The sequence below is a fragment of the Erysipelothrix sp. HDW6A genome, from assembly GCF_011400295.1.
In the GTDB taxonomy this organism is placed as follows: domain Bacteria; phylum Bacillota_I; class Bacilli_A; order Erysipelotrichales; family Erysipelotrichaceae; genus Erysipelothrix.
Window position 1 is genome coordinate 1,906,944 of record NZ_CP049859.1, and the last position, 23,176, is coordinate 1,930,119.

The following is a 23,176-nucleotide window of genomic DNA, read 5'->3' on the forward strand; positions in this document are numbered from 1 at the left end:
ATTTTATGATAGTATATCATATTTACTAAAATTAATTTTTTGCTAGATACGTATCTTTGTTATGGACTGAATCATAAATGTTATCGCCTCTTACAATCATTCCAACAATATCCAATTCATCATTAATTGTGATTCCCTTTTTATTTAAGTAGTCACACAGGATTGGAAGATGTTCAGTCACATATGGAGAAGCTTCTTGTTGATAAACCTGTCCTGATTTTGTATAAAACTCAATCTTAAATATATCTGGATTAAAATCAAAAGGACTTAATCTCCTTCTCTTTATATATATAATCTTAAAACTTGCAATATCATCAAAAGAATACTCAATCACTGAATTACTAGGTTTAAAAATCGATATTAGTTTTTGAATGAAGTTCTTATACTCAACTATTTTGATTCCTTGTTTCGTTATTAGTATTTTACCCTCCATTACGCTTATGACCGTAGTAGCTAATAGCATAGTCAGTACCACTATAAACGCAATTAAGTACTTCCCTCCAGAAGCTAAACTAGCGAATAGTATGGAAAGTAAAATTCCCGTAGTTAGGCGTCTACTATTCTTATATTCCCCTATTTGAAACGGCTTATTTAAAAATTTTGCCCCTCTCAGTAATTGATCGATTGAAATATCATACAGATCACTTAGTAGAATAATGTTCTCTAAATCTGGCAACGATTCGCCACGTTCCCATTTAGAAACAGCTTGACGAGACACATATATTTTTTCAGCAAGCTGTTCTTGAGTTAATCCCATTTTTTCTCGGTTTAGTTTTAATAGGTCTTTAATTGCCATTTTTATCATCCCTTTTCTAGTTTAAATATAGCGTATGTGTCGTATCCTGTAACGCAACTTATGGTTTCACAAATATATTTACGTGAAAATAGGACTTAAAACAGATCTTAATCTCGTTTGTGTTAACTATTAAATGTAATTTTTTATTGTACTAGACGTTATTTTCTATAAAATCTTTAAACTATAGTTTAATTTTTTCTTATCAAGCTACCCATTCCACAATAATTCAAAATCATACTTTCATTTTTCTAACTACCTTATACTCTTCACATAAAATAGAAGTAGAAAGGAAGATGATTATGACAACATTACACTTCAATAGTAATCCTAAGGAATTACTAAACTTACAAAATATTGGAAAGAAATTTGGTGACTACACCGCTATTCAAGATATCTCATTTAAGATTCATGAAGGAGAAATCTTCGGATTCCTGGGGCCTTCTGGTGCTGGTAAAACCACAACAATTAAGATCCTAACAGGACAACTTCTTCAATCTCAAGGAATAGCTTCCATTCTTGGAAATAATACCAAAAATATTGGAGAGGAAATCTATGAACAAATTGGCTTAGTAACTGATACCGTAGGAGTCTATGAGCGTTTGACAGTTCAAGAAAATTTAAATATTTTCGCCAACATCCTAAAAGTTGACAAGCAAGAAATCGACAAAGTTTTAAAACGAGTTGGTCTCTATGAGAATCGTAAACAAAAGGCTGGTAAGCTTTCTAAAGGTCAGAAACAACGTCTTGGTTTAGCAAGAGCTGTCCTTCACAAACCTAAGATATTGTTCTTAGATGAGCCTACAAGTGGTCTAGATCCCGCAACCGCAAAACATATCCACTCTATGTTTTTAGAACTCAAGAAAGAAGGAGTGGCAATCTTTCTAACAACTCACAATATGGATGAAGCAACGAAGCTATGCGACATTGTTGCACTCCTAAATGAAGGTCATATTGTTGAATACGGAACTCCAAAAGAACTTTGTCTTCGATACAACGATCAAAAATCATACAATATTACACTCACTAATGGTGACACCCTATTGTTGGAAGACACTGTTGAAAACTATAGTAAAATTAATGACTATTTCTTTAATGAAAAGATTGCAAGCATTCATTCAAATGAACCGACACTTGAAGATGTGTTCATTAAGGTAACAGGAAGGAGCCTTGAATCATGAAACTATCATTCCATAAATTAAAAGCTGTATTATACTTAAAAGTAAGAATGCTTATGAATAACACTTCTGCACTAAGTGCCCCTCTAATGGGAGTCATTATGACAGTCATTATTAGAATACTTTATACTTCTTTAGCTGATGGTGATTCATCAAGAATGGACATGTTACTAGGCATGGCACTAAACCTTGGTTTATCCTTTAATATCGGAATGGGTGCCGTCATGATGACGTCCCTTCCCTTGGCAGAAGAAAAAGAGAAGCATACACTACGAGCACTCATGACTTCCTCAGTTAACGGACTTGAATTCTTTTTAGGAAGCTTGATTCCTCCATTCATTATTACAGTAATCATGAACTTTGTACTTATCTTTGTTAGTGGTATTGATATCGCAAACATTAATTTCTTAACTTTTACATTTGTAACGGTAATATCTTCCCTATCGAGTTGTATGCTTGGTCTCGTAATAGGTATCATGGCAAACTCACAAGTTAATGCAAGTAATATTATGTCACCATTCATATTTATACTTTCATTATTACCTACATTCTCACAATTTAATGAATCTATCGATAATCTTTCAAACTATCTTTACACAGGTATCGTAGAAAAGATGATTAATTCATTTATGTCTGGTGGATCATACATCATTCATACACAACAAGTTTTCGTTCTCATAAGTAGTCTGGTAGTGTTTAGTGTAGTATTTATATACTTCTACCAAAAGAGTGGTTTTGAGCAAGACTAATCCAAAGCACTAAAACTAAGACCAAGAATCTTAAATGATACTTGGTCTTTTCATGTTATTAATTACTTTATAATTCTAGTCTAATTTACTTTTTGATCATGAATTGTCTTCTAACGATTTAATTGTGAATTGTGGACTTCCAGGTATTATTTTATCGGTAATAATACTGTCCTTTTGGTGCATTAAGTAGGTATTATACATTGCATTTGCAATCGAGTCATAGCCTTTTAGTAACACAAGGACATTGAGCGAGTTACAAATATCTACTAGTCCCGAATCATCATTGTTTCTAATCTTAACAAGGCCTTCTAAATATTGCATTTCGATTATATTCGATATATTAGCAATCGTCTTATCAAACTTGATACTGGCCTTCATTTTAATAAATAAATCTTCTGCCTCTTTTATTGCGTCTTTTCTTAATAACTCAAGAATGGCATTTCCAATTATTTCTCCAGCACTTTCATCATCTATCATTCTAAGTTTATTGGAGCCTGTTTTCATATTTCTTATTAAACGATCCATCACACTTACAATTTCATCTTTTGAAAATAAGAAATTTAAACTATTAAACAACGTTCTTTCATACTCTGTCCATGTTTCTATCTTGAATAGATAATCTTTAATTTCATGTTTCATACTTTGAAAGTATTCAGCACTGACTTCTTCTTGATTGCCCCGTCCCATAATTGAAATCATTTCTATCGCAAGTGCAAAATGATGATAAACAATCCATTCTGTTTCAAGGTATAGTTTTTTATACTTTTGAATTAACTGTTGTGCCGTTAAAGCATTCCAAGAGGAACCTACCACTCGCAAATCTTTTATGGCATTTTCCATTATCTTTTCCAAGGTTTCATCGTATGCTACAAAGAATTCTTCATAGGTTAAATTTATTTTCTCTAATATTTTTACAAAATTTGATAAAGAAATATTTGAGTTTCCTTTTTCAAAGTTATTTAAGAACTGGTAGGATACAATATCTTCCGATACTTCTCGAATACTATAACCTTTCGCTTCTCTAAATTGCTTAAATAATGTACCATAAGCAGTCATATTATTTTCCCCTTACTGTAGACTTATTATTGGCGGATATCATTTATCAATTGCATAGATTATACACGTAATTTTTATAGTTCATGAAAGATAGGCTGCATCTTATCAAAGGTACAATGATACTTAAAACCAATATCCTTAAGAACTTTCTTTGATGATTCAATATGTTGAGCTAAGTCTTCTTTTTTATGACTATCACTTCCAATAGTAATAATCTTTCCACCTAAATCATGATACAGTTTAAGAATTTCGATAGAAGGAGTTAATCCATTTATGTCATAACGGAAGGATGATGTATTAATCTCAATTCCTTTTCCATCTTCAATAACAACTTCTAGGATTTTACGTATTGCATCTTTAGTCTCTTCAAAATAATCCAGATTCTTATCGAGATAACGACGAATGAGATCCATATGTGCTAAAACACTGTAATCATGAAAGTTTTGAACGACATTATAGAGCTCATCATAATAGCCGTCATAAGCCTCTTGCATTGTCAGACCTTTTTGATACTCTCCTGTCCAAAATTCAAGATCGTTTATCTGATGAATTGATAGAAGCACAAAGTCCATTTCATACGTATTAAACAACTCTTGGTATCTAGGAATAGTATGCATTTGAATACCAAATTCCAAGCCTTTTTTTATAACAATTTTATCTTTATATTTCTTTTGAAGCGTCTCAATTTCATCAAAATATCGAGGATAATCTACATTTCTTACTTCTTTTCCTAAGTAAAAAACACCTGTACCCTTTTCTCCCCAATCAGCTTTGATTCCATAATCAACGTGATCTGTAAAACATAACTCTTCAAGTCCTAAGTTAATTGCATCAATTACTACATTTTCCATCTCATAGATTGAGTCATCGCTGTAGTAACTATGTACATGATAATCAGAAAACATACACCCTCCTGTATTTTTACCTAATATACAATCATTATACCATTCAAAAGCAGTGAATAAAAAAACAATATTTGAATATAGAAATATTGTTTCACTAAAATTTCATATTACATATTTGCTATCCTGTTTCTAGTTTAATAAGATGTCTCACAAATCTTCACATCGATAATGTAGAATAAGGCACTTCGCACAAGCATTATCGTGTCTTTTTGAAAATCTTAAAACCCTCTAATTTTTATTAGTACTTAACACTTTGTAATTCGTCATGAACAACATTTCAGTCCGTGAATAAATGTTGACTTATATTCACAATGTGTTAGAGTGGTGCCATAATTATACTGAAAAATGCTCTATCATCAAGCATTTTCACTGAGGGAGGATTTATGATGAGATATAAAAAACTACTGATGGCATTCATTTTATCTGCGTTTCTAGTAATAAGCTTGCCCATTAACATCCATGCCGATACATCTTTTGCAGAAGATGTAAACGATCAAAACATCGTAGAAGTCATGCCAGATATTAATCTAAGACGACTCTTTGCAACAATGATGGGATTAGACTCCGTTGATGACTTATCTCTCGAGAGTCTCGATGGCATTACATCAATATCCTTGAATCCAGAAAATCTTCATTTTTTTGATGTAGTTGATTTCACTGGAATTGAATTAATGGATATTCAAGGATTATATGTTGAAGGTTTGGATGCTCTACAAACGAAAAGACTCATGGATTATGATTTCTCTTCCTTTGCAAAACTCAAGAATATCGATGTGTTATATATTGCTAGAAACATATTTAGTAATGGCTTAGATTTTAATCACTTTACAAACTTATTAAATTCATTTGGGTCTATCTTTTTCGCTGATAACACTATAGTTATAGATAAAGAATTGAGTGTTCAAGATTATCAGACACTTGAATTTACTACAAAAGATTGGGGACTAATATTACCGAAGTTAGGTGTTTTTGAGTTCAGTAAAGTAGATAATGTATCAGTCTTTGACACGTTATCACCTACAGATGACTTTTACATTAGTAATAGTTCTGAAGAAGAGTATGCTTACCTTTACGAAGAGGACTCTCACTACGATTCCGATAAGACTGATGAATCAGCACACATTTTTGTGCCCAGTGATACGTACCGCTTCTTGTGGAATGATACTCCCCTTGATGATTTAGAAGTATTATTAAAAGATTCTTATACGTCAACCTACGAAGACGGTATTGAAGCACTTCAATTTGGTACAGGTACTACATACTATGACGGCAACATAAACTATACGTTTGCAGATGTTCGTTTCCACTTAAATGTGAAATTTACACATCAATCTGATGTAACAATTCATTATGTTGATGAGTTGGGGAACTCTATAGCTGATGATATTGTATTACAAGGCGATTACGATACTCCATTTAGTATTGATGTACCTGAAATAGATCTCTATCAATTTGAAAGAATAGAAGAACGTACCAAACCTGATACTGAACGTACAAACTACAATTTCACTTTCGAAAATAGAGAATTCAATGTAGTCTATTCGAAAAAATCAATTATTAACAAGTATTCTGTAAGCTATACAGATGGGGTTGATAATGAAGTCATTTTTGAAGACCAAGTATACTCGGAAATTATTGAAAATAGTAAGACACCAGAGTTTATTGGTGCGCCTTCACGAGAAGGATACAAATTTACTGGATGGAATCCCGAAATTGCAGATACGGTTACTCAAGATGCAGTATATACTGCTCAATGGGAAAAACTTCCTGTTCCTGTAAAAACATTTACCGTTATCTATACAGACGGTGTGGAGAGTGAAGTCATCTTTGATGATCAAGTCTATTCGGATATTGTTGAAAACAGTAACACCCCTGTATTCGAGGGAACTCCAATACGAGAAGGATATACTTTCTTAGGGTGGACTCCAAACATTGCAGCTACTGTTACAGAAGATGCAGTTTATACTGCAGACTGGAAGATAATTGATATTGAGGATGTTATTCCAGATATTACTCCAGATGTTCCAGTAGAAGAAGCACTTCCAAATACAGGTGTAAAATCAAGTATTCTCATGTCATCGTGTATACTAACACTGTCAGGCTATGCGATACTTTCAACTAACAGAAAAAAGAATAAACAATAATAAAATACCAGCCATAGAGGAATCCCCTCTATGGCTTTATTCTTATTCGCAAACGCTTTAAATTTTTTCTGAATATTATTTGACAAATATTCACAGAAAGCATATACTTAAGTTGTGAATAAATTACCGACAATATTCACGGAGGAGGATTTTCCATGTTTAAACTTACAACACCTACATTACTTATTCAAAATCTCTATAATCTTTTTGTGTCTGCAGTGACATCAGAAGTTAGTTATATGATAAATATCGGAACACTACTTTTTGGTCTAGCTGGTATAATAATTTCTACGGTATATATTTTAAAACTTAAGAAAAGTAAGATCCAAGTCTACAAGTTTTTGTATATCTCAATGATTCTATCTGTTCTACTAACATTGAATAGTTCAGTTCAAGTACTATATTTTACATGGAGGTAACAAATGATACGCAAAACAATTATTTCAGTAAATAAAGCAACTGATCCATTACCCTTACCTAAAATTCCTGTACCAAGTGATAAAGCAATGGAGCTCGGAAAGGCAGTAAACTTTGCAGTTGGTACATCACTTATTGCATTTGGTTTATTCACACGACATAAGTGGTTAATTGCATTAGGAGCCGGTTCTATCGCTTCTAATCAAATAGTAACTAAGAAAAAGTAAATCTTCTGTATCTTCCTAGATAAACATGATATTATTAGGACGAACAGGGGTGATCCGATGAAATCAAACGCTTTTTCAGAAAAAGATAAAATTGAGCTGAGAACTAAGATGTGTGCGATTTGCGAAGAGAGTTGGAGAAAAAATGGTTATATGAAAACTTCCATTACTTATCTAACTTCTCAAACTAAGATATCAACAGGTGCTTTCTATTTGCTTTACGATACCAAAGAAGATGTCTTTGTTGATACATTAATTAGAATTCGTACACGTTTAGAAGAACAGATTCAAAGAATTCTTATTGATAATCCCAATAAACGTGGATTAATTGAATCGATGAAATGGATATATAGAGAATATGAAAAGTCACAATTCTTATATGACTTCTCTAATCCTGACTTCCGTTCATTCTACCAAAAGCTGTCTGAAGAAAAACTTAAAGATCTCAAAGATAGTAGTATCGAGTATACGAACTTCATTATTACACAAGCGCAGCTAAAAGCTAAAGGTGATGTTAATGTGGCTTATATGGCCTTAAACACTCTCTTATATTCAGTAAGTATGCCTGCAGAGGTTCAGTCTGAAAAGATGGCAGCTTTCGATACACTTGTAGAAATAGCAGTAGACACATTATTTGAAGAAATCTAGTATTAACAACACATAGTATCATTACAACAAGGATTCCTAAATCCTTGTTTTTTATTATGTTTCTTTTATTTGAGTGCACAATAAAAGGTGGTCACCCACCTTCTATTCTAGTTCTAAGTATTCTTCATAGGTTAATCCTAAGTTATATATCTTTGTAGCTGTTTCCATACCAATATATCGAAGATGCCATGGTTCTGCCATGTATCCTGTAATATCTTCTTTCCCTTCAAGATATCGAATAATGAATCCAAATCGATGGGCATTCTGACTTACCCACTTCGACTGAGGCGTTTCTCCAAAGGTCATCATCGTTCCACCTTCTGCAACTAAGTCTAATGCTAGACCTGTTTGGTGCTCAGAGTGTCCTGGCTTCGCTGAAAATCTATCGGCTTCTTTTTGTCCATGTTTCGCTACGTAACCATTATACAACTGACTTTGATAATCATAACTTCGATAAGAAGATGTCACATACATTTTAAGTCCTGTTTCTTTAACCATGGTATCTGCGAGTTTCTCAAAGGCATTAACTGTATTCGCAGTCGCTCGATATCCTGATGATACTGCATACTTTTCAGGTATTGTAGCTAGCACAGGCTCAAAGTCTTTTGGTAAAGAATTCTTGCGATTTACGAGGATTTGTTCATCATTAAGCATTGACTCAGGTACAAGGCTTGTGGTTGGAATATCAACTGCTTCTGAGAAAGGCTCTGCTTTATTTACTTTCTTTTTAACACTTATCTTTAAGTTCAAACTTGCTTCATTGCCTCCCTCGTCCACTGCAGTGAAATCAACACTATGTTCACCAATATCTAATATTTCAGTGTAGGATTCGCTTGCAGTCACACTTATATCTTGAACATAGTCTCCAAAAAAATAGTCCTTTGCACTAACTGCAAGATTATCCTTTACTGTACTGCCTTCAGATATTACGATATCAGTAGCTTCTTCATGTTCTGTTTGATTAAAAGTGTAGAATATTTTTGGAGCCGTTGTATCTTGCGTCTTTATTTCTACTGGAATTTCAACACTAGCATCATCATTACCTATCATCATATAGATAAGATTCATATCTTTATACAAAGGAACCATATCATCTTTATACTCAATCCCAAGTTCTGTAGAAAGCTTCTTTGAGTATGTCTCAAGACTTTCGTATTCTTTATCACTACCGACATCAACAAGAATCGTTAAGTCTTTGTAGTAGCTCTTTGATTCATCGATGAGATCATAAAAACTTTGTTCCGAAATGAATTCATAGCGTTCGTACGTTTCTAAGTCTCTAAAGCTAACATGGGCACGAGGTCTTCGATTCCATAAAAAGAACGTAGTAAAAAGTGCAATTAAAACTGCACTTGTCACAAGAATCAAGAGTCGTTTCGTTTTCTTTCTCATAGACCCTCCTAGATACCTAGCAGTGAATCAATCAGTATTAAACAATCAAATTGTGTAGTGTTTCTCTTTCATTCATCATACCACTTCTCTCAGTCAAAAGAAAAGCTCCCCTGTATTAACGTTAGGGGAGCATGTTCTAGTGTACTCACTATTTTATCGATTCTGGAATTCAATGATTCTCTTATTAACAATCTTTCCGTCTTTAATATCAATGGCATTCTCTAATACTTCACCATAGTTATCATATACAAATTGATAGAGATAAGGTTTTAGGCTTTTCGATATCTGATAACTTGCACTATCCCACAATAAAGTAGGGATATGATCTACAGCATAGTACTGTATCTTTCCAAACTTGAGGATTGGTTCTTCAAAGCTTGTAGCTTGTGCAAATGGGAATCCCATTCCTTCATCACAGCTAATATCTATAATAAGAGTATTATTCTTGAAGAGATGAATATCATCTTCATAAAAGTACATGACCGGTTTATTTGGATTTTGTAGTATTCCATTAACAATAACGTCAGATGCAGCAAACTCATCCACAATCCGAGGTTTTCCTGGCTTATCGACTCTAAGGATATGATTTTCGTCAAAGTACATTTGTGAATAAGTAATTGCATGAATTTGATCGGCAATCAAATGAGATGGTCTCCAGCTATATACTTCTATATCATAAAAACCTTGACTCATTAAGGCATGGATTGCTCCTCGACTAACTGAACCAAAGCTTACTATCTTAATCTTTCGTTGAGGTCCATAATATCCGTCAACACCAATTTGTTGAAGAGCATGTTGGACACCACAATAGCCAGCTAATTCATTATTTGTTTGAAAGATATGCACGCGTCCTCGCTTCGTCTCATAGTACATGTTTTCCCATGCTACGTAGCTTAGTTTCTTTTCAAGTGCTAAATCTACCAGCTCTTTGTTTTGAACAGAGTGGATCCAACCAAATAAAGTTGCACCGTCTTTCATCATTTCAATATCTTGATACGTTGGTTTCGTGATAATCACCTTATCACACTCTCGTAAGAGAACATCTTTCGGCAAACACGCATTCCCTGTATACGATTCAAGCACCTCATCATCAACACCAAAATACATACCGTAATCCTTTTCAAAGATTAGATTTCTAAGTACATCTTCGTTAATGTCGTCTAAAAACTTCGGGTGGATGGGAACGCGGCGCTCTCCATCTTTATAAGAATGTCTGATTACTGCAATTTTCATATTTTTATTCCCTCCTGCAAATATTATAACACAGCAATCTCATTCTATTTGAAACGTGAAAAAGAACTCATAAAGAGTTCTTCATTGTTAGTTTGCCAGAATCCATCATATAGCGCTGATTAGCAATGGTTAAAGTTGATGGACGATGGGATACAAGCACCACTAGTTTGTCCTTACTCGAAGCATATAATGACTTTAAGATAAGTGCCTCATTAAGACTATCAATATTTGATGTTGGTTCATCCAGAATAAACATTTCTCCGTCATGACAAAACATGCGTGCAAGGGCTAATCGTTGACGTTCTCCAGCAGATAGGAAACTTGATTTCTTATCCACTAATGTCTGATACCCTTTAGGTAATGACATAATAAAATCATGGATTGAAGCTTTCTTCGCAGCTTCAAAAACGTCTTCCTTTGTAGCATTCTCATTAACACTTGCGATGTTATGATAGATTGTTCCTGTCATAATCTCTGTCGTTTGACTCATACTTGATTCATAGGACCGAAGAGAATCATTGGTGATATCAGCAATAGATGTTGAATCAAAGCGTATGCTTCCATTTTGGCTATCCCAGTAACGCATTAGCAGTTTAAGTAATGTTGATTTACCACTCCCTGATGCTCCCTCTATACCATAAATTGTACCTGGTTTAAATTGAATCGACACATCATTAAGTACATCTTCATCCACATAGGCAAAGGAAATGTTTTCAACACTTACTGTGCTCTTATCGTTTATAGTATGACTTCCATACGATTGAATTACAGGTTCTTCATCCAATAAATCTAGGACTCTTCTACCTGCTGCAAAAGTATGCACTAAATCAGAGCTTAAGTTAGACAGTGAGATTAAGGGACCAAAGCTTGAAAGATGCGCTACAACTGCCACAATCAATGAGCTAAGACCTATTTCCTTAGCAAGTACCAGATACATCAAGGCACCACCAATGACACTAAGTTCAGTTAAAAGTCTATTTATCCCTGTGTAATGGCTAAGTCTTCCTTGAGCATTATGGATCTCAGTGTTCAGTGAAATGATTGAATCGAGTGATTTCTTATCTGCATCGTATTCCATAATTGATTCATAACTATTACTCATTTCTAAGAGTCGTGCATTAATCTCTGAAGTTGATGCTCGTTTTAAGTCTGCAGATTGTGAGCCATATTTGTAGACAATCATTGGGAGCACTGCCCCTACGAGTAAGTAGCTAACTAAACTTATCATTGCATACATCCCTGCAAAGGATGCAATAAATGTAAGCATTATTATGGAAACTAGAACTGCAATCGCAATCGGTGATAGCGTATGAGCATAGAATACCTCAAGCAACTCTACATCTTTGGTTACTGTTGCGATTATTTGACCTCTGTCTTTCTCATCAAGCTTAGCAGGTGCAAGTGTCCTAAGTTTCTTGAAGACTTCATGACGAATTTTCGCTAAAAGTTTAAAGGCAATATAATGATTTAAGGATTGTTCACCATAACGTAAGAATCCACGTAAGACTCCAGATGCAATTAATAAGATTGTATAGAGTTGAACAGATTCTCCTTGGGAAAAACTATAGAGAATTAATGAACCCAATACTGGAATCGCAATGGCAGCAAGATGTCCGAGTGTTCCAAGTAGAATTGCGGCAATCATTGGTAACAACATTGATTCCATTAGAACAACTAGAGAAACCATGATTGATAATGACGATCTTTTTTTCATGCTTGTTCCTCCATGTATTCAAAGTTTTCAAGGGAAGATTGTTCTCGATACATGTCATAGTAAAGTCCTTCATTGCTTAGAAGATTTTGATGATTCCCAAACTCTACACAACGCCCTTTATCCATGACCATTATCGTATCCATTGATTCCACATTCTTAAGGCGATGTGATACATAGAGAATCCCCTTACCTTCTTGTTTTAATGCATCAATAATACCGTTAATAATTGCTTCACTCTCCATATCAATGTTGGCAGTTGCTTCATCAAAAATATAATATGACGTATCTTTGAGGAGTGCTCTTGCGAGCTCTAAACGTTGTCTTTGTCCACCTGATAGGTTTTCACCACGTTCTAAAATCATGTCATCCAGTTTAATATCATCAAGATTTAATAACGATAGAATTTTCTCCATGTTTTCGTCAGCATAGTGATAACCCATTTCTAAATTATCGCGAACGCTTGCCTTAAATAAATGAGGTTTCGCGGATACAAGAGCCACGTGATTAAAGATGTTCTGATTCAGAATCAATTCTCCACCAAATAGAACTTCACCACTACTTGTGGTTACTCGACCTAGAAGACTTTGAATAAGCATGCTCTTACCTGCTCCACTCGGACCAACTAAACCTACGCTTTCCCCACGTCTTAATGATAAAGAAATCGATTTGAGTATCTCAGTTTGACCGATTGTGACATGTAGATTGTTGACTTCAAATCCAAGATTTTCATCAACACTCATGCTGTGTTCCTTAGTTTCATCTTTTATGCTTAATGCTTTATCCAGTAGATCGCTTGCTGCTTGTCCATTCATGGCAACGTGGAAATAAGAACCTAGTTGCCTCATTGGAATAAAGAACTCTGAAGACAAAAGAATAAACATAAGTACTCCATAAAGACTCATTCCACCATTTTTATAGGATAGAAGGGATAAACCGATAGCAATCATCGAACCACAATAAGCAACTAAATCCATAACTGAAATAGAATTCAATTGCATTATTAGGACACGCATTGTAACTTTACGGAACTCTTCTGCTTCTTTATCCATCACTTCTTGTGCCTTTTCATCAATATTGAACACTTTTAATGTTGTGAGTGACTCAAGATTATCAAGGAAGGAATTACCCAGGCCTGTATACTTATCCCAGTATTTACTGAGTAGTTTCTTTGCAAACTTCTGTACAGCGATTATAGATATGGGTATCAGTGGAACGCCAATAAATAAAGCAATTGCAATTCCAAGATGAACTCTTCCAAGAACAGCCACTAAGATTACTGGGGCCATCATACTGTAGAAAAACTGTGGTATGTATTGAGAAAAGTATACTTCAATGTGTTCAATACCCTCTGTTGTGAGTTGTGCCCATTCACTATCTGTTAATTGATGTTTTGCTTCAGGGTTCTCAAACATTGTCGTTAAGATACGTGTTCTGAGTGTAGAACTTACTTGTTTGGAAATAGTATGATTGAGTTTTGTTTGAAAGTAAGGTAGAATCACTTTCAAAATAAAACTGACAAAGAAAACAAGCGATGTCAGAGGCTTTAGAGTTTGGTGAACAAGGGCATTGACTAAACTACTTATCACAATGATATTTACACACAAATGGATAAGCTTAAGGCCCACCAAGAATGCGATAGGTTTCTTTGCTTCTGAGCTAGAAGCTACTAATTTCTTATCAATCATACTTAACGACTCCAGTATTATTAGGTATAGTTTTTATCTTAAAAATAAAGTAATAGTATTTTGTGATCACAAGTATCACGATTACGATACGAGCAATTGTATTCTTCGACATGATAAAACCGATTGCCAACAACACACTTGCGATACTTAATATTTTTATCTTTGAATCTAATGTCATACTTCTACTTTCCACAAAGTCACTTGCATGCTTCTTATACATTTTGGTAGAGGTTAACCATTTATGAAAACGATTGGATCCTTTAGCCGCAAAGATACCTGAACAGATTAAAAAAGGGGTTGTCGGTAAGATAGGTAGAATAATACCGATGACTCCCAATAATAAGAAAAATATTGATAAACTTAATGATAATATTCGTTTCATTACTCCACCTCACTAAAGATATTATAACGAAGCGCCTTAACATTCTTTGTGTGAATGGCAGTGTATTCTCATGATTCTTTGAAACATTTGCCCAAATATCCCTCCTGTGCAATAATATTGTGAATGAAATTACATTTATCACAAAGATATTACACACAAGAAAAGACACTGTAACGTGTCTTTTTATTCTTCATCAATATGTACAGTTGAACTTAGACCATCTGCATCGATTGTGATGGTTGGAGATTGTGGATTGTACGATGGTGATGTAAAGTGCATGGAGCCAAAACCTTTATTTACCTTGCCATTATAGTAAATCTTTGACTTCAAGCCATCTAAAGAAACTTTATAATTTACTGCATCTTTAGGATTCACTAAATAGATTTTGGAAGAAACACCATCCATCTCAATGTTTAAGCTGTTTTGAACATTTCGTACATAGACAAGGTTCTTGACACCATCACTATCAATGGATCCTGAGACACCATTAGCATTCAACTTAGTATTTACACCATCAATTTCAATACTTGAATGAATGTTTTGAACGTTTATATCGAGATCAACACCATCAAAGCTTAAGCTAGAAAGTGTTCGTATTTCTTTTGACATAATGCTTACGATTGTTCCAACTGCATCCACATCCATACCACCTGAATAGTGTAGTGGTAAATCTATTTCCATGCGTTCGATGCGAGGTAGATCATTAATATTTACATTTTTATGTTCTTCATTAATCGTATAAATATCAAGATGTTGGAAGTTTATTTCTTCTTTATACTCGCTAAGGTCACCTTCTACCCGAATACTAATATCATCTTCTTCGACAAAGCGTACATGAATTGTCTTAATCTTTCCACCGGTAATGCTTATATTTCGAATTGAATCTAAAATCGTTTTTTGATAGTTCATAGGACTCTGCCTCCTTGAATGTATCATACATCAAATTGAATCTTTCTGGAGTGTATTCTTGCTAAGTTGTAATATTTATCCTCTAACATGCCTTATCAGAGAAAAGAACTCCTGATGGAGTTCCTTACTTATTGGATGCTTTCGCAATATCATCAATCGAGTGTCCAAGCATTTCATTGAATTCTTCTTCACTTTGATTGGCATTCAAGCCTTCTACAAGTGCTCTTGAGAAGCTCGCAATCAAACCTCTATTGCTTGCAAGCTTGTGGTTGGCAACTTCGCGTGAATAACCACCAGATAATGCCACGATTCTTACTACTTGTTCATTTTTAAGTAAGTCTTCATAGAGATTTTCTTCATTTGGAAGTGTTAACTTAAACATAACGAGAATATCTGAGTATTCTCCAAGTGCACGAACAAGTTCATCTTTAAGAATTGCTTCCGCTTCTTGCTTGTCAGGTATATTGATATCAATTTCTGGTTCAACTATTGGGATAAGTCCTGCTTCATAGACACGTTTCGCAATTTCAAATTGTTGGTCTACTACAGCTCGTATCCCCTCTTTGTTTGCTTCTTTTATAACAGAGCGCATCTTTGTACCAAAAATATTTCTTTCCACTGCACGTGCTAGGAGTGTGTCTAGTAAAGGCATCTCTTTCATGAGTTGAACTCCCATATTGAGATCTGCAAGACCTTGGTCAATCTTTAAGAATGGAAGAATCCCTTTAACATCCCAAAGATAATCACCCGTATAGCGACCATCAATATAACGGGCCATTGTTTGTTCAAAGAGGATCGCCCCTAAGATATTGTCAGAAGTAAATTCAGGAGATGTAATAATTCGTGTTCGCATTTCATGAACAAGATAGAACATTTCTTCATCGTTTTTGTACGCTGATTCATCAATGCCGTAAGCCTTCAATGCCTTTGGAGTACTTCCTCCACTTTGGTCTAAAGCAGCAATAAATCCTTTGCCAGTTCGCATTCTATTCAGTCTTTTATCATTCATCATGTTACTCTCCTTCCTACTTAAATTATAGACCTCTAAGCTACTAAGTTCAAAGAAAGCTATCTGAAATCGTAATGAAAAAGTGAACCACCTAAGCAGTTCACTTCTTTGTATTCATTGATATTATAGATTGTTGAGAGCGAAGAGCACTGTTGAACCTAGTGAATATTGAAGGGCATCATCATCCAAATCAAAGTAGTCATTATGATGCTCAGCACCACTTCCATACTTCTCGTTGGCGATTCCTACAAAAGCGAATAAACTTGGTGCAACATCTCGGTAACGGTTAAACGACTCGGATGCATACCATTTCACATCATGAACAAGCTTACCTGGGTATAGTGATGCTACTGTTTCAATTTGCTTAGCAGCTAGGGCATCATCATTAATAACTGGACGCGTTCCCATTCGTGTATTAGGACCAAATTCCACACGGCAATTATGGACTGCAGCTGTTTGTTCACTGACACGTTTTAAGACATCAAGTGCAGCTTGTCCTGCTTCTACATCAAAGAAACGAAGACTTCCAGAAATATATACCTTATCAGGAATAACATTATTAGCAGTTCCCCCAATAATTTGGGTAATTCCTAGAGTAACAGTTTTATTGACATCCAGTTGATTAACCCACGCAACAGATAAAGCATTAAGAACTTGTGCTGCTCCAAATACCGGATTGATTGATAAGTCAGGACGTGAGCCATGACCTGAACGTCCAATAATGTTCATGTCGATAAGTGCAGATCCAGCCATTCTAGGTCCAGCATCAACACAGATTGTTCCTGTTTCCATAAATGAAGCAAGGTGAGTTCCGTAGATTGCACTAATTCCAAGTGGTTTAAGTGCAGCCACCATCTCCTTGACACCAGCACCAATCTCTTCTGCTGCTTCAAAAATAAATACAATCTTTCCACTTAGTGAATCTTTAAGATCCGATAGAATGTTCACAGCACCAAGCATCGCTGCCATGTGGCCATCATGACCACACGCGTGCATAACTCCATCTATCTTAGACTTACATAAACGCTTTCCTGCAAGGTTATTATCTTGTTCTTGTATTGGAAGTGCATCAATATCTGTACGCATTCCAATTATCTTTCCAGGTCTTCCTGTATCGAGTACGGCATAGAAACCTGTTTCTGTGACCATCGTTACTTCTAAACCACGTTTTCTTACTTCTTCTTGAAGAAACTCAGAAGTCTTGAATTCTTCAAGTGATAACTCTGGATTTTCATGAAGGTAGTGACGTGTGTTAATTATATAATCATTGTATTCTTTTACTTTATTCAGTATGACTTGATTGTCTATCATAAGTATCCCTCTCTTAACTTATTATTCTTGATGCTTCTCAATCGTAGCAAGACTTAAGTAACGATTTACAAGAATCGCCACAATAATACCAATCATTGTTTCTACCGTTCTACTAATCATATATCTAAGCATTGTCGCTACATCACTGTTATGAGTAATTAGTACTGATAGAACAAGAATTGCTGACATTGAGGTCGCATATTCACCAATTTTTAATCCCTTAGCAATCATAAAATCAACAAGAAGCGCTAAACTAATCAATAAAATGTAGAGAAGACTTGATGCATCTACTGATAAAAATCCTGTAATCAGAATAAAGACGCCGCCAATACATCCCCCTAACAAGGTTCCAATCATTCGACCTTTTCCAAAAACTAAACTTGCATCTGGATTTGATTTCATGACGATGACACAAGCAATGCATGCATAAAACGGCGTTGAATAGTTCAAGATATGAGCTATTACTAACACAATAAAGACAGATACAACTGACTTAATGATCCGCATTCCCGGTAACATCGACTTCATAGTACGCCTCTTTTCATTCGACCCTTTTATTTTACCATGTTTTAGATTAAAGATTTAAATAAACGTGAAAAGATACCGCTGAGTCTCATTACGAATCGTTTCTTAAAAGATACGGGTTTATCATAGTCACGATGATATGTATCTCCATAACTCTTTAGATTCACCGATTGATTTTCAATGCGATCCAAGATCTTGCGGATATCTTCATGAAAATGAATATCATCACTAAATATCATCGTCTCTGTATTGATATTAATACTGCGATTATCAAGATTAAATGAACCCATTGCAGCCCATGAATCAAATAAGTATGCTTTTGTATGCACGGATATATTTTCGTGATTTTGGTATTCAAATACCGTAGTACCAGTATTCATAAACTTGTCTCTTTGAGTCCAATAGTTTGAGAAGGCTGGATAATTGGGTGAGGTTTTTAGGGAATTGGTATACAAATTTAGACTCGACTTTGTATTTATGTCTTTAAGTATCTCCAATATTCGTTTGTCTGCAGTCACATACGGGCTTTGAATTCGTATCGATTCTCTATTATGCTTTGCCAAGTAATATAAAGCATAAGCAACAATCGGTTCTTTAAGACCAAGATTGCAATTATTATGAACAGCTCGGATACGGCTCACTTCATACATTCTTGATTGAAGCGAAGCAAGATCCATCTTTGTCTCTTCATTGTACCTTCTATATGCATCGATAAACTTATCCTCAATGCTCTGAGTTCTTTTATTTCTTTTTTTATGCATAATACTTGAGACAGTACTATCCATTAACGAATGACGCAAGCTCGAAAAATCTTGGTAAATGTGACTCTCAAGCTCACATTCAATCAATAAATCTAAGTCTAATGAAGTTGATGATTTCGAATGAATTGGTTCATAGAAAGTATCTTTAATATTTCTTCCTCCACTGATTATCCATCTGTCATCCACAATCAAGTATTTATTATGTAAGGTTGTTTGGAGTGTTGATGGGTGAAACCAGGATACAGGATTATAGAAATAGACTGTCATGTTTTCAATATTCGTTAAGACTGATAAAAAGTCTGAATCAATTCCTCCAAGCTTAGCATCAACGACAAGATTTACTTTGACTCCACGCTCAGCAGCTTTTATCAAGGCACCATAGAAGATAGAGCTTACCTTACTATGCGTATCGATTCGATAGTAACTAATGTCAATTGACTTCCTAGCTTCATTAATAAGTCCAATACGTGCCGCCAATGCTTCCGGTCCATCTTCAAGAATGCATACCTGTGCATTTGTATTTTGAGCATCACTAAAAACAGCTTCTACTCGATTCTTCGCTTCTTGACTTACTTTTCTTCTTTTAATAAACGGTAACCAAGAAAGGGTCAAGATAGCAAGTATAAGTAGAAACAGTGAGTTCCTAAGTTTACGTAAAGTCAGCATTCAATCACTTCCTTTACTTAGATTCTAGCTGATTCTTTCTTTGAACATTTTTCAAATGAATATAACCTAACGTTACAATGACCAGTGCCCCCATAAAATTAATCATGATATCTTCCATGGTATCAGCAAGAGCTGCGTGACCTGTTAATATTTCACCCGTTGCAGTCATAAATTTCTGCATATTAGTTCCCAAGATATGGTCAGCAAGATATTCATAGACTTCCCAAATGACTCCACATATTGTTGCGAATCCTAAAGCAAAGAAGGAAACAAAGAATGGACTTAACTCTATAATCTTATTATCTTTATTGTTGAAGAAGTTTACAACCACAAAGCCCAATGCACCCAGCATTGCTGCGCTAAAGGCATGAAGTATGTTATCCCAGTAAGGAACTACATAATAAAAGTTTTGAACTTCACCAAGATAGATTGCACAAAATAAGAATACAAAATAGATGATTTCCATTATATCTGGTATTTCGACACCAAAACGTTTCTCAACTTGCGACGGTAAAAACACGACCACAAATCCTACAGAACACTGTAGAATCATTAAGATATAATCACTCTTTACATACTCATGGGCTTTATTTGAGACCCCTGATGGCGCTTGTGTAAACATATATGCAGCATAAAATACGGAAAGACCTAATAGTACTAAAAGTATCTGTGCATACCGTGTCTTTCTCTTTTTCATTCGTAATTCTTTTTGACTTAATTTTTCCTTCATTATTTATCCTTTATCACAAACGCAAATGCTAAACAGTTTGGTCCAACATGAGTTCCTATGATTCCCCCTACGGGAACCATTTTCGCATCATTAATATTATACTTCATTTCTGTTTCTTCCATAAATTCAGCACCATTTTCTCTATCAAGAGTGTAGCCAAAGTAGATTGGGTAATCAGTATCGATACCATATTTATCGATTTGATGTTGAAGCATTTCCACTGCCTTTTTTCTACCTCGAGACAAACCAAGTTCTTTTAACTCACCATCTTGTAAAACGATTGTAGGTTTAATACGTAAGAATTCACCAACTGTCGCTAGTGTTGTGGGAATTCTACCTCCCATTTTTAAGTATTTTAAGGTATCCAAAGCACCAAAAGTAAGAACTCGATCTTTAATTGATTCCAGTTTCTCAGCGATTTCTTGAACTGATTTTCCTTCATCACGAAGCTTTACTGCATGTTCAACAAGAATTCTTTGTCCCAAAATCGCAGTCTTGGAATCTACAATCCAAATATTATCTTTACCACTGGTATCCTTTGCGAGATTTGCAGAGTTATAGGTTCCACTTAGTCCTGTTGATAAAGTAATAACGAGAATGTCCTCATCATACTTATTATAATACTCTAGGTAAGCTGCTGGTGATGGTTGACTTGTAACTGGTAAGGTATCACTTTCCATCAGTCGTTTGAAGAATTTGTCGAAGTCTTCATGACTCTCTTGTGGTAATACTTCATCACCAAAGGTAGTTGTTAATGGTACGATATCAATTTTTAAAAGTTTTGCTTCTTCAAGAGTAATATCAGAAGCACTATCCGTTAGTATATGCATAAATTCTCCCTCAAGCATTTAGCTTTAAAGATTACTATATCAAATTTTAGGTGTCATAAGCTAAGTCATTAATTCCTTTTCATCAGATATTAACAATCATTAACAATAATTTCACAATATAAAAAGAAAGTCCGAAGACTTTCTAAATATTTATTCAATTTAAGCTAAATCTTCACCATTTGATGCGATAACTTTCTTATACCAATCAAATGATTTTTTCTTACTACGTGCAAGAGTTCCGTTACCATAATCATCACGATCAACATAGATAAATCCGTAACGTTTGGTCATTTCACCTGTACCTGCTGATACTAAGTCAATTGGGCCCCAAGTTGTGTATCCTAATAAATCAACGCCATCGATATCGACTGCATCACGCATTGCTTCGATGTGTGCACGTAGATAATCAATACGATAGTCATCAATGATTTCACCGTTTTCTTCAACCTTGTCATAAGCTCCAAGACCATTTTCAACGATAAACAATGGTTTTTGATAACGATCATACAATTCATTCATTGTTGTACGAAGTCCTAGTGGATCAATTTGCCATCCCCAATCACTTGCTTCAAGGTATGGGTTCTTAACTGTATTGATTAAGTTACCTTCTGATTGTTCAACTGTTTTTTCTGCTGTTGCTACTCGTGAAGAATAGTATGAGAAGGAAATAAAGTCAACTGGATTTTCTTTTAGAAGTTTCTTATCTTCTTCTGTAATATCAAGTTTAATATTCTTTCTCTCAAGTTCTTTTAGGAAGTAGCTTGGGTAGTATCCCCATGATTGAACATCAATTAAGAATAAGTTACCACGTGACATTTCAACAGATGCAAAGACATCTTCAGGTTTTGGTGTTAATGGATAAACAGCACCAGCCGCTAGCATACAACCAACCATGTTTTCTGGGTCAATCTCATGAGCAATCTTAGTTGCTAATGCACTTGCCACAAGTTCATGGTGAGCTGCTTGATATTTCACTGTGTCTTGATCTTCACCTTCTTCAAAAACAATACCTGCTCCCATAAATGGTGCATGAAGTAAGACGTTAATCTCATTAAATGTTAACCAGTATTTTACGAGTCCTTTATAACGTGTAAAGAGAACACGTACGAGACGTTCATAGAATGTAATCATCTCACGATTTCTCCATGAACCATACTCTTTGATTAAATGGATTGGACAGTCAAAGTGTGTAATTGTTACTAAAGGTTCAATTCCATACTTCTTACACTCTTTAAAGATGTTTTCATAGAATTGAAGTCCTGCTTCATTAGGTTCTAATTCATCACCTTTAGGGAAAATACGTGTCCATGCAATGGATAGACGGTATGTCTTAAATCCCATTTCCGCAAACAATGCGATATCTTCTTTATAGTGATGATACATATCGATTGCGTTTTGAGCTGGATAATAGAATCCTTCTTCAAACTCTAACATTTTGCGTTTACCAGTAACGACATTAAATCGTTCTTTACCATGAGGAATGACATCAACGTTTGCTAAACCACGTCCGTCAAGGTTGTATGCACCTTCACATTGGTTTGCAGCAGTAGCTCCACCCCATAAAAAATCTTTTCTTAATCTACTCATTGTCAGTTTTCCTCCTTTGACTGTTGAGTTCTACAATTTGGGAAGCAACACTCTTCCCATCCATATTCCCATAAGCACTGATGCTGATAACACCAACAGCAATGTTATAGGGTTCGTATTCTTTTTTAAAATATCTAAACAAATGCGCCAGTTGTGGCCCAAGTAGGAGTACATCAATATCATTAACGAAGTTTTCGATTTCAGTGCTGGATACCGATTGTGCAATGATATCCAACTCACTTTCGTTAATTTCTTTATTGATTCTCGACAATAACAAACTTGAGGACATGCCTGCCCCGCAGGCCAGCAATACTTTGATCATACACAC

At 35.0% G+C, this 23,176-nt stretch carries 23 protein-coding genes; 6 read left to right on the top strand and 17 right to left on the bottom strand.

What is annotated here, in order from left to right:
* Positions 1–31: 31 nt before the first annotated feature.
* The gene (locus G7059_RS09755; RefSeq protein WP_166081910.1) at positions 32–796 is read right to left on the bottom strand and encodes a helix-turn-helix domain-containing protein; all 765 of its coding nucleotides are present in this window, start codon (positions 794–796) and stop codon (positions 32–34) included.
* Positions 797–1,095: 299 nt separating this feature from the next.
* Here G7059_RS09755 and G7059_RS09760 point away from each other — a divergent pair, with 299 nt between their 5' ends.
* Both G7059_RS09760 and G7059_RS09765 read left to right on the top strand, forming a co-directional pair.
* A complete protein-coding gene (locus G7059_RS09760) occupies positions 1,096–1,974 on the top strand; it encodes an ABC transporter ATP-binding protein (protein ID WP_166081911.1) in 879 nt (292 codons plus the stop codon).
* Positions 1,971–2,720: an ABC transporter permease gene (locus G7059_RS09765; RefSeq protein ID WP_166081912.1), complete on the top strand. Its 750-nt coding sequence runs from the start codon at positions 1,971–1,973 to the stop codon at positions 2,718–2,720. The genes G7059_RS09760 and G7059_RS09765 overlap by 4 nt, the downstream gene beginning before the upstream one ends.
* A gap of 96 nt (positions 2,721–2,816) precedes the next feature.
* Here the strand turns inward: G7059_RS09765 and G7059_RS09770 are convergent, their stop codons facing one another.
* Both G7059_RS09770 and G7059_RS09775 read right to left on the bottom strand, forming a co-directional pair.
* Complete coding sequence (locus G7059_RS09770; protein ID WP_166081914.1) at positions 2,817–3,776, bottom strand: helix-turn-helix domain-containing protein; 960 nt, start codon at positions 3,774–3,776, stop codon at positions 2,817–2,819.
* Positions 3,777–3,850: 74 nt separating this feature from the next.
* The gene (locus G7059_RS09775; RefSeq protein ID WP_166081915.1) at positions 3,851–4,681 is read right to left on the bottom strand and encodes a histidinol-phosphatase HisJ family protein; all 831 of its coding nucleotides are present in this window, start codon (positions 4,679–4,681) and stop codon (positions 3,851–3,853) included.
* A gap of 383 nt (positions 4,682–5,064) precedes the next feature.
* On the opposite strand from G7059_RS09775, the gene G7059_RS09780 reads away from it, so the two are divergent.
* The 4 genes from G7059_RS09780 (at position 5,065) to G7059_RS09795 (ending at position 8,114) form a co-directional block, all read left to right on the top strand.
* Positions 5,065–6,825 carry a MucBP domain-containing protein gene (locus tag G7059_RS09780; protein ID WP_166081916.1) on the top strand — a complete coding sequence of 587 codons (1,761 nt, stop codon included), beginning with the start codon at positions 5,065–5,067 and terminating at the stop codon, positions 6,823–6,825.
* A gap of 155 nt (positions 6,826–6,980) precedes the next feature.
* A complete protein-coding gene (locus tag G7059_RS09785) occupies positions 6,981–7,244 on the top strand; it encodes a hypothetical protein (RefSeq protein WP_166081917.1) in 264 nt (87 codons plus the stop codon).
* Between the two features lie 3 nt (positions 7,245–7,247).
* Positions 7,248–7,469, top strand: a complete 222-nt coding sequence (locus G7059_RS09790) for a hypothetical protein (protein WP_166081918.1) — start codon at positions 7,248–7,250, stop codon at positions 7,467–7,469.
* A gap of 57 nt (positions 7,470–7,526) precedes the next feature.
* Positions 7,527–8,114, top strand: coding sequence for a TetR/AcrR family transcriptional regulator (locus G7059_RS09795; protein ID WP_166081919.1), 588 nt, complete (start codon positions 7,527–7,529; stop codon positions 8,112–8,114).
* Between the two features lie 102 nt (positions 8,115–8,216).
* On the opposite strand, the gene G7059_RS09800 is transcribed toward G7059_RS09795, so the two are convergent.
* From G7059_RS09800 to G7059_RS09865, 14 genes are all read right to left on the bottom strand, one after another.
* The gene (locus tag G7059_RS09800) at positions 8,217–9,506 is read right to left on the bottom strand and encodes a D-alanyl-D-alanine carboxypeptidase family protein (protein WP_240920492.1); all 1,290 of its coding nucleotides are present in this window, start codon (positions 9,504–9,506) and stop codon (positions 8,217–8,219) included.
* Positions 9,507–9,659: 153 nt separating this feature from the next.
* Positions 9,660–10,739: a hypothetical protein gene (locus tag G7059_RS09805; RefSeq protein WP_166081920.1), complete on the bottom strand. Its 1,080-nt coding sequence runs from the start codon at positions 10,737–10,739 to the stop codon at positions 9,660–9,662.
* A gap of 67 nt (positions 10,740–10,806) precedes the next feature.
* The gene (locus tag G7059_RS09810; RefSeq protein WP_166081921.1) at positions 10,807–12,453 is read right to left on the bottom strand and encodes an amino acid ABC transporter ATP-binding/permease protein; all 1,647 of its coding nucleotides are present in this window, start codon (positions 12,451–12,453) and stop codon (positions 10,807–10,809) included.
* Positions 12,450–14,138 (bottom strand): ABC transporter ATP-binding protein/permease, encoded by a 1,689-nt coding sequence (locus G7059_RS09815; RefSeq protein WP_166081922.1) that lies wholly within the window; start codon positions 14,136–14,138, stop codon positions 12,450–12,452. Before G7059_RS09815 ends, G7059_RS09810 begins: the two co-directional genes overlap by 4 nt.
* Positions 14,131–14,520 (bottom strand): YbaN family protein, encoded by a 390-nt coding sequence (locus G7059_RS09820; RefSeq protein WP_166081923.1) that lies wholly within the window; start codon positions 14,518–14,520, stop codon positions 14,131–14,133. Before G7059_RS09820 ends, G7059_RS09815 begins: the two co-directional genes overlap by 8 nt.
* A 183-nt stretch (positions 14,521–14,703) precedes the next feature.
* Positions 14,704–15,429, bottom strand: coding sequence for a hypothetical protein (locus tag G7059_RS09825; protein ID WP_166081924.1), 726 nt, complete (start codon positions 15,427–15,429; stop codon positions 14,704–14,706).
* Positions 15,430–15,553: 124 nt separating this feature from the next.
* Positions 15,554–16,438, bottom strand: coding sequence for a fructose bisphosphate aldolase (locus G7059_RS09830; RefSeq protein ID WP_166082111.1), 885 nt, complete (start codon positions 16,436–16,438; stop codon positions 15,554–15,556).
* Positions 16,439–16,561: 123 nt separating this feature from the next.
* Entirely contained in the window at positions 16,562–17,749 is a 1,188-nt protein-coding gene (locus G7059_RS09835) for an amidohydrolase (protein ID WP_166081925.1), read from the bottom strand.
* A gap of 21 nt (positions 17,750–17,770) precedes the next feature.
* Positions 17,771–18,277, bottom strand: coding sequence for an aromatic acid exporter family protein (locus G7059_RS09840; RefSeq protein ID WP_166081926.1), 507 nt, complete (start codon positions 18,275–18,277; stop codon positions 17,771–17,773).
* Between the two features lie 41 nt (positions 18,278–18,318).
* A complete protein-coding gene (locus G7059_RS09845; protein ID WP_166081927.1) occupies positions 18,319–19,701 on the bottom strand; it encodes a phosphatidylserine/phosphatidylglycerophosphate/cardiolipin synthase family protein in 1,383 nt (460 codons plus the stop codon).
* Positions 19,702–19,714: 13 nt separating this feature from the next.
* Positions 19,715–20,431: a hypothetical protein gene (locus tag G7059_RS09850; RefSeq protein WP_166081929.1), complete on the bottom strand. Its 717-nt coding sequence runs from the start codon at positions 20,429–20,431 to the stop codon at positions 19,715–19,717.
* Positions 20,431–21,261: a DegV family protein gene (locus G7059_RS09855; RefSeq protein WP_166081930.1), complete on the bottom strand. Its 831-nt coding sequence runs from the start codon at positions 21,259–21,261 to the stop codon at positions 20,431–20,433. Before G7059_RS09855 ends, G7059_RS09850 begins: the two co-directional genes overlap by 1 nt.
* 159 nt (positions 21,262–21,420) lie before the next feature.
* Positions 21,421–22,848: a 6-phospho-beta-glucosidase gene (locus tag G7059_RS09860; RefSeq protein WP_166081931.1), complete on the bottom strand. Its 1,428-nt coding sequence runs from the start codon at positions 22,846–22,848 to the stop codon at positions 21,421–21,423.
* A complete protein-coding gene (locus tag G7059_RS09865; RefSeq protein ID WP_255489626.1) occupies positions 22,841–23,170 on the bottom strand; it encodes a PTS sugar transporter subunit IIB in 330 nt (109 codons plus the stop codon). The genes G7059_RS09860 and G7059_RS09865 overlap by 8 nt, the downstream gene beginning before the upstream one ends.
* Positions 23,171–23,176 lie beyond the last annotated feature (6 nt).